7 protein-coding genes and 1 pseudogene are annotated in these 14113 nt (G+C 47.6%); 6 read left to right on the top strand and 2 right to left on the bottom strand.

The features are described from left to right. The first annotated feature begins 177 nt into the window (after positions 1-177). The 6 genes from CKQ84_RS05850 (at position 178) to CKQ84_RS05875 (ending at position 12048) form a co-directional block, all read left to right on the top strand. The gene (locus CKQ84_RS05850) at positions 178-945 is read left to right on the top strand and encodes a GntR family transcriptional regulator (RefSeq protein WP_006084449.1); all 768 of its coding nucleotides are present in this window, start codon (positions 178-180) and stop codon (positions 943-945) included. A gap of 52 nt (positions 946-997) precedes the next feature. Then, positions 998-1876 carry a methylisocitrate lyase gene (gene prpB / locus CKQ84_RS05855; RefSeq protein WP_105250479.1) on the top strand — a complete coding sequence of 293 codons (879 nt, stop codon included), beginning with the start codon at positions 998-1000 and terminating at the stop codon, positions 1874-1876. Positions 1877-2043: 167 nt separating this feature from the next. Then, positions 2044-3171 carry a 2-methylcitrate synthase gene (prpC, locus tag CKQ84_RS05860; RefSeq protein ID WP_011848086.1) on the top strand — a complete coding sequence of 376 codons (1128 nt, stop codon included), beginning with the start codon at positions 2044-2046 and terminating at the stop codon, positions 3169-3171. Between the two features lie 80 nt (positions 3172-3251). After that, the gene (acnD, locus tag CKQ84_RS05865; RefSeq protein ID WP_105250480.1) at positions 3252-5855 is read left to right on the top strand and encodes a Fe/S-dependent 2-methylisocitrate dehydratase AcnD; all 2604 of its coding nucleotides are present in this window, start codon (positions 3252-3254) and stop codon (positions 5853-5855) included. Positions 5856-5948: 93 nt separating this feature from the next. Further along, positions 5949-7151 (top strand): 2-methylaconitate cis-trans isomerase PrpF, encoded by a 1203-nt coding sequence (gene prpF, locus CKQ84_RS05870; RefSeq protein ID WP_105250481.1) that lies wholly within the window; start codon positions 5949-5951, stop codon positions 7149-7151. Positions 7152-7521: 370 nt separating this feature from the next. Continuing rightward, positions 7522-12048 carry an EAL domain-containing protein gene (locus CKQ84_RS05875; RefSeq protein ID WP_173913217.1) on the top strand — a complete coding sequence of 1509 codons (4527 nt, stop codon included), beginning with the start codon at positions 7522-7524 and terminating at the stop codon, positions 12046-12048. Between the two features lie 62 nt (positions 12049-12110). Here the strand turns inward: CKQ84_RS05875 and CKQ84_RS05880 are convergent. Both CKQ84_RS05880 and CKQ84_RS05885 read right to left on the bottom strand, forming a co-directional pair. Then, a pseudogene (locus tag CKQ84_RS05880) lies at positions 12111-13327 on the bottom strand (IS3 family transposase). A 157-nt stretch (positions 13328-13484) separates the two neighbouring features. Continuing rightward, positions 13485-14093 (bottom strand): thiol:disulfide interchange protein DsbA/DsbL, encoded by a 609-nt coding sequence (locus CKQ84_RS05885; RefSeq protein ID WP_105250483.1) that lies wholly within the window; start codon positions 14091-14093, stop codon positions 13485-13487. Between the last annotated feature and the right edge of the window lie 20 nt (positions 14094-14113).

The following is a 14113-nucleotide window of genomic DNA, read 5'->3' on the forward strand; positions in this document are numbered from 1 at the left end:
TCATAACATAAAATATTAATAACGAGATAATAAAAATAAAATGATAAAAATCAATTATAAAAATAGAAAGCCATTGAAATATAGACTTACGTCTAAGTAAACACATTGTTGACAATCCACCAAGGGAGGGCTATTTTTTACCCATTGTCGACAATCCTATTAATAGTGATGCGCTCTATGTTGAAGCAAGACACGACGTTCGTTTCTGATGACACTCAAGTTCCCCACCTGCACAAGGTCAAATCGACCTCGGCAGATAAGACGTCGACCACATTAGCCGATCAAATTTTGGTGCAGATCCAAACCAGCATTATCAAGGGCGAACTGCCTGCAGGCAGCAAGATTAACGAGCAAGCACTGGCCGAAAAATACGGCATCAGCCGCGGCCCTACCCGCGAAGCACTGCAAACCTTAGAAAGACAACGTTTAGTGGTGCGTGCGCCCCATGTTGGTGCCCGCGTCGCCCAACTGACGGTGAGTGAACTTAACGATTTATATCAACTACGTAGCGTACTTGAAGGCATGGCCTGCGAACTCGCCGCCAGCCGTATTACCCCAGAACAATTAGCCAAGCTAGAAGATCTGCTCGCAACGCAAGAAGCGGCGCTCGCCAAGGGCGATACTTACTTCCAAGAGGAAGGCGATGTCGACTTCCACTACCAAATTATTCAAGCCAGCGGTAACAAGCATCTGCAGGAAACCTTAGTCGGTGGTCTGTATCACTTGCTACGTATGTATCGCTACCAGTGCACTAATAAAAATCGCCCCGTGAAAGCGATTGCCGAACACAGACGCATAGTCGAAGCCATTGCCCAGCGCGATGGTGAGTTGGCCAGTTTGCTGATGCGCCGCCATATCGAACAGGGGCGTAAAAATACCGAATTACGCTTAATTGAATTGCAAGCCAATGCAGCCGCAAAAGAAACCTTAGCCAACATTAGCTAAGTTCTTACGGCTCAATATGCCCACTTCCCATAAAATGGAAAAGGATAAAACCATGACCCAAAGCGCAGGATTACGTTTTCGCCAAGCTCTTGCTAAGGCCAAACCGTTACAAATCGTTGGCACCACCAATGCCTATTTTGCCTTAATGGCAGAGCAAACTGGCTTCCAAGCCTTGTATCTTTCGGGCGCTGGCGTTGCCAATGCTTCCTACGGTTTGCCTGACTTGGGCATGACCTCAATGAATGACGTGCTGATAGATGCTGGTCGCATCACCTCTGCCACGCAGGTGCCTTTATTGGTCGATATCGATACTGGCTGGGGCGGCGCATTCAACATTGCTCGTACCATCAAAGAATTCGAAAAAATCGGCGTCGCTGCTGTGCACATGGAAGACCAAGTGTCGCAAAAGCGTTGCGGTCACAGACCCAACAAAGCAGTCGTGAGCATTGAAGAAATGGTCGATCGCATTAAAGCGGCCGTCGATGCCCGTACCGATCCTAACTTTGTGATCATGGCGCGTACCGATGCGGTTGCCGTGGAAGGTTTAGAAGCGGGAATTGAACGCGCTCAAGCGTATATCGCCGCCGGTGCCGACATGATCTTCGCCGAAGCCTTAACTGAGCTAAACCAATATCGCCATTTTAAAGCACAGGTAAAAGCGCCGATTTTGGCCAACATGACTGAATTTGGTCAAACCCAATTGTTCAATAAAGAAGAACTCGCCGAGGCGGGTGCCGACATGGTGCTCTACCCACTCGGTACTTTCCGTGCAGCCAACCAAGCCGCACTGAACGTCATGCAAGCGCTGATGAATGATGGTCATCAACGCAACGTGCTAGACACTATGCAGACCCGTAAAGACTTGTATAAATACTTGGGCTACCACGCCTTTGAAGACAAGTTAGATCAACTGTTCAGCCAAGATAAATAACCGAAAAGCTGCAACCCTACAGGGTTTGGCGTTAATGCAGATTTAACGTTAAACACGTTACATAAAAAGTGCAGCCTTAACCAATAAATGTCGGCGAATGAACACTCAAAAATAAGTGCATTCATCCACCAGCAATAACCACATAGTGTTAACGGAAGGGAAGGATTATGTCAGAAGCTAAAAAACTAAGCGGTGCAGGATTACGTGGCCAGAGCGCAGGCGAAACGGCATTGAGCACAGTGGGCGTGTCAGGCTCGGGCCTAACGTACCGCGGTTATGATGTGAAAGATCTCGGTGAAAATGCCACCTTCGAAGAAGTCGCCTACCTTATTCTTTACGGCGAGCTGCCCACTCAAGCCCAACTTGATGCCTACAAAACCAAACTCAAGGGCCTTCGCGGTCTGCCACAAGCATTAAAAGAAGTATTAGAGCGCATTCCTGCTGAAACTCATCCTATGGATGTGATGCGTACTGGCTGCTCTATGCTAGGTAACTTAGAAGCCGAGCACAGCTTTGCCGAACAGAGTGAAATCACCGACCGTTTACTCGCCGCATTCCCATCGATCATCTGTTACTGGTATCGCTTTAGCCACGATGGCGTGCGTATCGATACTGAAACCGATGACGATCAAATTGGTGCACACTTCCTGCACTTATTGCATGGCAAAGCACCGTCGGCACTGCATGCTAAAGTGATGGACGTATCGTTAATTCTTTATGCAGAACATGAATTTAACGCATCAACCTTTACCGCTCGCGTATGTGCTTCCACCCTGTCAGATATGCATTCATGCGTCACTGGGGCGATTGGTTCACTGCGCGGTCCGCTGCATGGCGGCGCGAACGAAGCGGCGATGGAACTCATTCAAGATATGAAAGATGAAGCCGATGCGCGCGACATCTTAATGGGCAAACTCGAGCGTAAAGATAAGATCATGGGCTTCGGTCACGCGATTTACCGCGACAGCGATCCACGTAACGCCATCATCAAAGAATGGTCAGAAAAACTGGCGGCTGCCAACGGTGACGACCGCCTATACCGAGTATCAGTTGCCTGCGAAGCCCTGATGTGGGAACAGAAAAAACTCTTCTGTAATGCTGACTTCTTCCATGCCAGCGCTTACCACTACATGGATATTCCGACTAAGTTGTTTACGCCAATCTTCGTGTGTTCACGCGTCACTGGCTGGGCGGCGCACGTGATGGAGCAACGCTCTAACAACCGCATCATTCGCCCGAGTGCCGATTATGTGGGCGTGGCGCCGCGCAAAGTGGTACCAATTGCCAACCGTTAAGCAAAATTGACCACACTTGGCGCGAGATTTCACTCAATGTAAGTCTCGCGCCAACTTCATTTTCCGAAATGGATGATGTTATGAGCACTGCTATGAATACCCAATATCGCAAGCCCTTACCCGGCACTCAGCTCGATTACTTCGATACCCGCGAAGCCGTAGAAGCCATTCAAGCTGGCTCGTATGCCAAGCTACCTTACACCTCGCGCGTTTTAGCCGAAAACTTAGTCCGTCGCTGCGATCCGGCCGTTTTGACCGACTCGCTAAAACAGATTATCGAATCTAAGCAAGAACTGGATTTCCCTTGGTTTCCTGCACGCGTGGTGTGCCATGATATTTTGGGGCAAACCGCTTTAGTTGACCTTGCGGGTCTGCGTGATGCGATCGCCGCTAAAGGTGGCGATCCCGCCAAAGTGAACCCAGTTGTGCCAACCCAGCTGATTGTGGATCACTCACTCGCTGTCGAATTTGGTGGTTTTGATAAAGACGCCTTTGCCAAAAACCGCGCCATCGAAGACAGACGCAACGAAGACAGATTCCACTTTATTGATTGGACGCAAAAAGCCTTTAAAAACATTGATGTTATCCCTCAGGGTAACGGCATCATGCACCAAATTAACTTAGAACGTATGTCGCCTGTGGTGCATTCACGCAATGGAGTGGCCTTCCCAGATACCTTAGTTGGCACCGATAGCCACACGCCGCACGTTGATGCGCTCGGCGTTATCGCCATAGGTGTCGGCGGCTTAGAAGCCGAAAGCGTGATGCTAGGGCGCGCATCTTATATGCGTCTACCGGACATTATCGGTGTTGAGCTCACGGGCAGACCGCAGCCTGGCATTACGGCTACCGATATCGTATTGGCCTTGACCGAATTTTTACGCGCACAAAAAGTCGTGTCATCTTACTTAGAGTTCTTCGGCGAAGGCGCAGCGGCGCTGACATTAGGCGATCGCGCCACGATTTCGAATATGACACCTGAGTTTGGCGCTACTGCGGCCATGTTCTACATCGACCAGCAAACCTTAGATTATTTGACCTTAACTGGCCGCGAAGCCGAGCAAGTTAAACTGGTTGAAACCTATGCCAAAACCGCAGGTTTGTGGGCCGACAGCTTGACCGAAGTGCACTATCCACGTGTACTGCGTTTTGATTTATCTTCGGTGGTGCGCACCATTGCAGGGCCATCAAACCCACATGCACGGGTGCCAACATCAGAATTGGCTGAGCGCGGAATTAGCGGCGTAGTCGAAAACGAGCCTGGCTTAATGCCCGATGGTGCTGTGATTATCGCGGCGATTACCAGCTGCACGAATACCAGCAACCCACGCAACGTGATTGCTGCAGGTCTCATTGCCCGCAACGCCAATGCTAAAGGCTTAAGCCGCAAACCTTGGGTCAAAACCTCACTGGCACCCGGCTCTAAAGCGGTGCAATTATATTTAGAAGAAGCCAAGCTATTACCTGAGCTTGAACAACTCGGTTTTGGGATTGTTGGGTTTGCCTGTACGACGTGTAACGGTATGAGCGGCGCGCTGGATCCTGTGATTCAAAAAGAAGTGATCGACCGCGACTTGTACGCCACCGCTGTGTTATCGGGTAACCGTAACTTCGATGGCCGTATTCACCCTTATGCAAAACAAGCCTTCTTAGCATCGCCGCCATTGGTCGTCGCCTACGCGATTGCAGGCACCATACGTTTCGATATCGAAAAGGATGTGTTGGGATTAGATAAAGACGGCAACCCCGTCAAACTTATCGACATTTGGCCATCTGATGAAGAAATCGATGCCGTCATTGCGACCAGTGTTAAACCTGAGCAGTTCCGTAAAGTGTACGAACCTATGTTCGATTTAGCCGTCGATTATGGCGAAAAAATCAGCCCGCTGTACGATTGGCGTCCGCAATCTACTTATATTCGTCGCCCACCTTACTGGGAAGGCGCATTGGCGGGTGAACGCGCACTCAAGGGTATGCGACCACTGGCGGTGCTGGGTGACAACATCACCACAGACCATTTATCGCCTTCTAACGCCATTATGATGGACAGCGCCGCGGGCGAATATCTGCACAAAATGGGCTTGCCGGAGGAAGACTTTAACTCCTACGCCACCCACAGGGGCGATCACTTAACCGCCCAACGCGCAACCTTTGCCAATCCTAAGCTTAAAAACGAAATGGCAATCGTTGACGGCAAAGTGCAACAAGGCTCACTGACGCGTATCGAGCCAGAAGGTCAAGTGACCCGTATGTGGGAAGCGATTGAAACCTATATGGAACGTAAGCAGCCGCTAATCATCATAGCGGGCGCAGATTACGGCCAAGGTTCGTCCCGCGACTGGGCTGCCAAAGGCGTGCGTTTAGCAGGGGTTGAGGCCATTGTTGCCGAAGGTTTCGAGCGTATTCATCGCACTAACTTAGTCGGTATGGGCGTGTTGCCACTGGAATTTAAAGCCGGTGACAATCGTGCAACTTATGGAATAGATGGCACAGAAGTGTTCGATGTCCTCGGCACACCAGCGCCAAGAGCAAACTTAACTGTCGTTATCACCCGTAAAAACGGGGAGCGCATCGAAGTGCCGGTGACGTGTCGTCTCGATACCGCCGAAGAAGTGTCTATCTACGAAGCGGGCGGCGTATTGCAGCGTTTTGCTCAGGACTTTTTAGAGTCGAATCTGAAGTAAAACTCGCTTTCAACAGGTGGCGACTCCACACGTGAATCGCCACCTTTGATAGCAACGCTAACCTGTATCGCTATTCCCCTTGGAGTTAATAGCATGAGTAAGAATTTTTTCCCGCCACAAATCAAAGTCGCCGCGACTTATATGCGTGGCGGCACCAGCAAGGGCGTGTTTTTCCGTCTACAGGATTTACCTAAAGCCGCACAAGTTGCAGGTGCCGCACGTGATGCCTTGTTACTGCGAGTGATAGGCAGCCCAGACGCTTACGGTAAACAAATCGATGGCATGGGCGGAGCCACCTCGAGCACCAGCAAAACTGTAATCCTCTCCCCTAGCACCCAAACCGATCACGATGTCGATTACCTCTTCGGCCAAGTGGCGATCGATAAACCTTTTGTCGATTGGAGCGGTAACTGTGGCAACTTGACCGCCGCTGTCGGTGCCTTTGCCATCAGCAATGGCTTAATTGATACGGCCCGCATTCCACACAATGGCATCTGCACAGTCCGAATATGGCAAGCCAACATAGGCAAAACGATTATCGCCCATGTGCCAATCACCAAGGGTGAAGTGCAAGAAACCGGTGATTTTGAGCTCGATGGTGTGACCTTTCCTGCCGCCGAAGTGCAAATCGAATTTATGAATCCGGCTGCTGACGAGGATGGCGGCGGTGGCAGCATGTTCCCTACGGGTAATGTTGTCGATGTGCTAGAAGTGCCGGGCATTGGCAGTTTTAACGCTACTATGATCAACGCGGGCATTCCCACCATTTTTATCAACGCAGAAGACTTAGGCTACACAGGCACAGAGCTACAAGATGATATTAATAGTGACAATGCCGCCCTTGCCAAATTTGAAACCATTCGCGCCTATGGCGCCGTGCGTATGGGCTTGATTTCGCATATTGATGAAGCAGTTGCACGCCAACACACGCCTAAGTTCGCCTTTGTCGCTAAGCCTAAAGCCTATGTGTCATCGAGCGGTAAAACCGTCAATGCAGATGAAATTGACCTACTGGTACGCGCCTTGTCTATGGGCAAACTGCACCACGCTATGATGGGCACGGCTGCCGTTGCGATTGGTACGGCGGCGGCAATTCCCGGCACTTTAGTCAACTTAGCCGCAGGCGGAGACACTAAGGACAAAATAGATGCGGTACGTTTCGGTCATCCCTCTGGCACCTTGCGCGTTGGCGCCGAGGCAAACTTAGTGAATGGTGAATGGACAGTCGTTAAAGCCATTATGAGCCGCAGCGCTCGCGTACTGATGGAAGGTTTTGTGCGGGTGCCCGCTGCGTAATTTTATCTAAGTAAACTGTTCAACCAAAGACCTTGCTTCTCCCCCTTCCGGCAAGGTCTTTTTTCTATTCTCGCCCATCATTTTAATCTGCTTCGCCCGTATTTGTCTTAGCATGATATGTTGACATACCTGAAACAATGCTAAGATCCTTTAGCAAAAACGCCAGAATACAAACCCGTCATAAAAAGAATATTGGCAGTGAAACGGTACAGTTAATATATTGCATGATCTATTACAGAATCGCGCCCATCGATTTTGGTTATTTTTAAACCAAGTCAGCAATTTAAGTCGCATTTTTACAGCAAAATGGCATGTAAGGTCTAGGCTAAGAACTAAACTAAATAGAAACCTAATCAGGATGGGTCCGTTTTTGGTAGGGGAAAATTTGAGTCAACTAATCCACAAGCTAATGCTAAGTACGCTTTTTATCCTAAGTTTGTGGGGGATCTCGTGCAATGGATTAGCTCAACCATTGAGCGCGGCTTCTACACAGCTCAAATTTGAACATATTCGCAGTGAAGATGGCCTTACCCAAAATACGATTACTAGCCTGTTTATGGACAATGCAGGTATGTTATGGATTGGCACTCAAGATGGTTTGCATGCTTATAACGGTCACAGCTTCAATATTTTCCCCCATTCACCCAATGATCCGAGGAGTATTTCTGAGAGCTATGTCTCTGACATTATTCAAGACTCAGAAGGTAATATCTGGGTTTCGACTTTCAGCCAAGGGGTAAATCGACTCGATTTGAGCACAGGGACCTTTGAACACTTTGGCCAAGAACAAGGGCTTACCGATCCGCGCACAACCAAACTCAGCGTTGTAGGCAATACACTCTGGATTGGTACTAAAGCAGGACTATTTTCCCTATCGACCAAAACCAAACGCATTACCCAAGTAAACTTAGGTAATAGTGTTCAACCCCACATCACCAGCTTAGCCAATGTTGAAGACACTTACCTTCTGGCAGGAACACAAGATAGCGGCACCTTTGCTGTTAGTGCCAATACTATCACTCGCTTAAATGTCCCGCAGAATCTCACTGCACATCAAATTAGGGCACATTCCGCTAATGCGATCACTTTAGCTCTGGGAGAGCAATTATGGCATTACAACTTGGCCTCACAACAGGGCGAAATCCTCTGGCAGACAGACGATAATGTGCTTTACATTAAAGATTTTATCCAAACTGAGCAGGGTGACTTTTGGGTTGTTGGGCCAGAAGCAGGTCTCATTCAACTCGAGAGAAACGATAAAGCATTTACTGCGACTTACCACAGGTATGATCCTAAGCGTACCAACAGTATCAGTGAAAATAACATACTGAGCTTACTGCAAGATCCCTTTGGCAATTTATGGTTAGGTGCCAGTTATTCTGGTCTAGATAAAATAAATACGCGCCGTCAGTATTTTCAGCATATTTACGAATCCACCCCTAACCTGTCGCAACAAAGTAACAACATTCGCACCTTGTTCCGCAGCCAAGATAATGCGCTATGGATAGGCACCGAAGGTGCTGGGCTTAAACGCATGTTAGCCAATGGAAAATATGAACACTACACGGAGCTCTTTGCTAACGCCTTAGGGATGCATCAACGCAACTTGAATCTTATCCTGCGAGATATAGACCAAGACAAAAATGGCGTGCTTTGGTTTGCCACTAACTATGGGCTAGGTCGACTGGCGCTAGATGGCCAATTCCAGTTACTCAAGGTGACAGAACGCACTGATCAAGGCTCAGAAACCAATTATATCCGTAGTTTAGATATTGATGAGCAAGGTCGCCTCTGGGTGGCAACAACCAATGCCCTCTACCGTAAGGCGATAGATACCGATGAATTTACTTTTATCTCATTGGCACATATTGATAATTTCTATCCGGCACAAAACCAGTTTTTAATCCTCAGAACACACAAAGACACGCTATGGATAGGTACTCTCGATGGCCTACTTAAACTGGATATGAAAACAGGCACAGGTAAATCCTACTTCCATCAATCCTCAGACAAAAACAGCCTGATCAACAACCGTGTCCGCGATATTTTAGTCACAAAGTCGGGCGAGGTATGGTTTGCCACCCATGGTGGGATCAGCAAGTTACCGTCTCAAGAGACTGATGCAGGTTTTAGCCACTATACCCGCAATCAGGGATTACCAAGTGATACCATCTATGCCTTACTCGAGGATCAAGAACACAACATTTGGTTTAGTAGTAATGCGGGGATAGGAAAGCTCAATCCTAAAACCAATCGTGTCATCATATTTAATGAGCAAGAAGGGCTACAAGCACTGGAGTTTAACGGTGGCGTAAAACTTGAAGACAGCGATGGCGATCTCTGGTTTGGTGGCATTAATGGCATAAATCGTTTCAATCCAAAGTCAATTCCAGATCAACGACCCGATGTTAAAGTCGCACTCACTGGCTATAGTATTGCGGGTAAAGGGCACACTATTCTCGATTTAAGTCATCCACCTAGCATAGTAATGGACTATAGCGATCAGCTGATCAGTTTTGAGGTGACCTCATTGGATTTCAGCTATACGGGTAAAAACCGCTTCAGCTATTTTCTTGAGGGATTTGATAACGAGTGGCATGAGCTCCCCACAGGTAATGAAATCACCTTCACTAATATTAATCCTGGTCACTACCAACTGCATGTTCGCCATGGGCTGCAATACAACACTCAAGGTGACTACGCCCTTTCTGTCGATCTTCATGTAAAAGCGCCCTTCTATCGAACTCAGTTCGCCTACGCCCTCTATAGCTTGCTCTCTCTATGGCTGTTGGCTTGGATCATTATCTGGCGTAAAAGAAAACGTCAGCAACAGCGCGAATTTGAAACAAGTATCCGCGCCTCAGAGGAGCGACTCAAACTTGCACTTTGGGCCTCTGGCGATGGCATGTGGGACTGGAACATACCAGAAAATCGAGTCTATCGTACCAATATGGATTCTTCAGTCCCCCATTGGAATAGCAGCAATATAGCCCATGAGAGCATGCACTCAGAGGATAGGGAAAGATTCAAATTTGAGCTTAACGAACACCTTCAAGGTCGTTCGCCTTTCTTCGAAGCAGAGTACCGAGTCGAACGCTCCCCCGGTAATTGGGTATGGATTTTAGACCGCGGTAAAGTGGTGGAAAAAGATAGCCTAGATAATCCGATCCGCATGACAGGGACCAACCGTAACATTACCTCGCGCAAACTGATTGAAAACGAGTTGGTACTGTCATCACAAGTGCTCAACAGTATGAACGAAGCCGTTGTAGTGGGAGGATTAAATTATCGAATTCGTTCGGTCAACCCAGCATTTTGTGCCATTACAGGGTACACAGAACGCCAAATAACCGACAGGCATTTCATTCACTTAGCCTTTAGTCGCCAACAGCGGGAGTTGTTCAATACAATTGAACAACAGCTACTGCGTCACAAACATTGGGTCGGAGAACTGTGGATCCGCAATAAACAACGTCAGGCCATTTTAGTCTGGCTTGAAATCAACCAAGTGATCGATATCAAAGGCGAAACCAGTCACTTCGTTGCAGTATTTACTGACATCACAGAGCGGAAAAAAGCCGAAGAAGATCTGCGTTTCCTCGCCAGCTTCGACACATTAACTGGCTTACCGAACCGAACCTTATTTCAAGACAGGCTCAATCACGCGATTACTCAAGCGCACAGAGCGAATAATATCGTTGCCTTACTGTTCTTAGACCTCGACCGCTTTAAACATATCAACGACTCTATGGGTCATCATGTCGGGGATTTGTTACTGAAAGCCGTGGCAAGACGACTGCAAAATGCAGTGCGTGATGGCGATACTGTCGCACGCTTAGGTGGCGATGAATTTACTATTATTTTAGAAGGTGTTGCGAAAACAAAAGCCGCAACCCTGATCTCAGAAAAAGTACTCAGAGCATTCCAAACGCCCTTCCTATTAGACGATAAAACGCTGACCATTTCGACCTCAATAGGTATCAGCTTATACCCTAACGATGCGGACAATGCCGACTCACTGATTAAATTTGCCGATACCGCCATGTACCACGCAAAATCATCAGGTCGAAATAACTTTCAGTTTTATACCTCTAAGTTGAATGAAATCGCCACCCGTCATGTACAACTCGAAAGCGGTTTAAAGGAAGCTATCCAACGCAAAGAACTAAGCTTGGTTTATCAACCTAAATTCTGTTTACGAGATGGTTCACTCACAGGACTGGAAGCACTTTTGCGTTGGTATCACACTGAACTTGGTCCTATTTCACCTGTGGAATTTATTCCACTGGCGGAAGAAACGGGTATCATCACTCAAATTGGCCACTGGGTGATCAACCACGCCTGCCAGCAATTAGCCGAATGGAATAGCCTAGGATTTAACGGGATCACTATCGCCGTCAACCTATCGGCTCGCCAACTGAAGGCGGACATTATCTCCACCATCGAAGTCGCTTTAGCCGTATCAGGTCTCCCGGCTCAATCCCTTGAGCTTGAGCTTACTGAATCAATGATCATGGGCAATCCGCAGGAGTCGGTCAGCATCCTATCTAAACTCAAAGCCCTAGGATTGACCATAGCCGTGGATGATTTTGGTACGGGTTATTCGAGCCTAAGCTATCTCAAACGCTTCCCGATAGACACACTGAAAATTGATCGAGAGTTCGTCAGAGACATCACCAATGATCCCGATGATGCGGCCATCACCAGCGCCATTATCGCCCTCGCCCACAGTTTAGATTTGAACGTAGTCGCCGAAGGCGTAGAGACCCAAGAACAGCTCAACTTCTTGGCGATGCAGGGTTGCGATCAAGTACAAGGTTTCTTACTCAGTAAACCCTTAAATGCCGAAGATTGCTTAACCTTACTCAAAAATCAATCTAAGCCACAGCCACTTTGATTTAAGGCATTACCAACAAAAACATTTGTCTAGTCCTGAAATAAGTTGACACTTATTTCCACCTAAAACGCCTGATGAACCTCATCGGGCGTTTTGTATTTTAAGGCCAAATGGGGCCGTCGTTGATTATAGATGGCGACCGCTTCTGCCACCATCTGTCGCACCTCCTGCAGCGTTGCTGGCTTATGTGTTAAAAACTCCTGCTTCAATATGCCATTTACTCGCTCTGCTAACGCATTTTGATAGCAGTCATATCCGTCTATCATTGAGCATGTAACACCATGATGAGTGTGAACCGCTTGATAAGCGTTTGAGCAGTATTGTATTCCTCGGTCTGAGTGGTGTATCAGCGGTTTACCTTTGTCTTGCCGCTGCCTCAGTGCCTGTTTGTACGCTGTTAGCACACCATCTGTTTTGAGATTATCATCAACATGATAGCCCGCGATTTTTCGTGACCAGGCATCGGTCACCAGGCTTCAGTAGGCTTCATTATTTTGCAGTGGCAGATAGGTAATATCAGCCACCCAGACTTGTTCTGAGCGAGTGATGTCCACTTGTTGCTCACTGGGCTTAAGCAAGTTGGGATGACACCGAAATCGATGATGACTGTGAGTCGTTTTATGGTACGCCCGTTTAGGCGCGACCAACAAACGATGCGCTCTGAGGCTGCTAAATAACCGGTCTCGCCCAATCACTATTTGATGCGATTTATTCAGTAAATATTGTAACTTGCGTGTACCTATTCGAGGTTGAAACAAGCGTTCATATTGCACCGTTTGCAATACATGTTGCTCCCTCTGCTCTGATATTTTTTGCCGCTGACATTGCTGATAATACGCCTGACGGCTAATCCCGAGGTAGCGGCAGCATTGGGTGACGCGATACCCTATGGCCGTTTTTTCTTGGAGCGTTTCGCGCGTGGCTTTTTTACGACAGAAATCCCGTAGTCAGTGCTAAGTTTTTCGACAATGGCTTCGAAGAACGCGGCTTTCATACGGGTATCCTCAAGTTCGGCTTCGAGTGCTTTTATCTTTTGCTCGGGAGTGAGAGTGGTGGGCTCAGTCATTAAATGTCCTCGCATTGATGTAGACGGTGTCCCTTGGGACCAATCCAGTTTTCCATGTTTGCGAAGCCAAACTAACACGGTGGAACGACCTTGAATACCGTACTTGTCTTGGGCCTGCTTATAGGTCAGCTCGCCTTTTTCAACTTGGTCGACAACGGCCAATTTAAAAGCGAGGGAATAATCACGTTGAGTTCGTTTAATTGTTGAAGTCATTACACTCTCCAAAATGAGTTTGAAAAGTGTCAACGCTATTTAGGACGGGTCATTAAAACATAAAAAAGCGCAATTACATTGCGCTTTTTTATTGTATGGAAGCGATACAGCATTATCATCCGCTCATATGACAGCAGTGCAGGTAACGCCTATCGAACTATTTTTTTGCTAGGTAGAAAGCAATTTCTAACAGCTCGTCGTAGGATTTGATTGCTCCTGTTTCAACACGGTACTTACCGTTAACAACCAGAGCAGGTACACCCGTCAGCTTAGCGTTTTCAGTATCACGCTTCATCTTTGCCATTTGTGCCTTTACCATGAAAGACTCTGCGGCCGCATCGAAGGTTTTACCATCGACACCGTTAGCAATAAACACAGCACGAACATCATCGCGATTAGTAAAATGCTGTTTCTTCTCATGAATAGCAGAGAATAACGCCGCATCCATTTTATCATCGACGTTTAACTGATGTGCGACTGCAAATGCGCGTGACATTTCAACCCCCATCTCTTTGCCGATAAAATCAACGTGTGCTTGGTTAAACGCAACACCTTCTGGCTTATCGGTGAGAATTTTTGGCACTACGGTTTTAGAGAAAGTAAAACAATGCGGACAATAGAAAGAGAAAAACTCAGTAATCTCAGGCTTCGCAGTTGCTGGGCCATCGTTAATCACTGTGTAATGCACACCTTCTTGGTATTCCACAGCCGATACTGCCAGTGGCGCCAGTAACAGAGCCGCGGCCATGAGTAATACTTTTTTCATGAAAATTCCTTAAATCATTT

This window comes from Shewanella sp. WE21, assembly GCF_002966515.1.
In the GTDB taxonomy this organism is placed as follows: Bacteria; Pseudomonadota; Gammaproteobacteria; order Enterobacterales; family Shewanellaceae; genus Shewanella; species Shewanella oncorhynchi.

Bases quoted from the DNA above. Each gene is read 5' to 3' on its own strand.
- CKQ84_RS05850 (WP_006084449.1), top strand. From the start codon at position 178: ATGTTGAAGCAAGACACGACGTTCGTTTCTGATGACACTCAAGTTCCC.
- prpB (WP_105250479.1), top strand. From the start codon at position 998: ATGACCCAAAGCGCAGGATTACGTTTTCGCCAAGCTCTTGCTAAGGCC.
- prpC (WP_011848086.1), top strand. From the start codon at position 2,044: ATGTCAGAAGCTAAAAAACTAAGCGGTGCAGGATTACGTGGCCAGAGC.
- acnD (WP_105250480.1), top strand. From the start codon at position 3,252: ATGAGCACTGCTATGAATACCCAATATCGCAAGCCCTTACCCGGCACT.
- prpF (WP_105250481.1), top strand. From the start codon at position 5,949: ATGAGTAAGAATTTTTTCCCGCCACAAATCAAAGTCGCCGCGACTTAT.
- CKQ84_RS05885 (WP_105250483.1), bottom strand. From the start codon at position 14,093: ATGAAAAAAGTATTACTCATGGCCGCGGCTCTGTTACTGGCGCCACTG.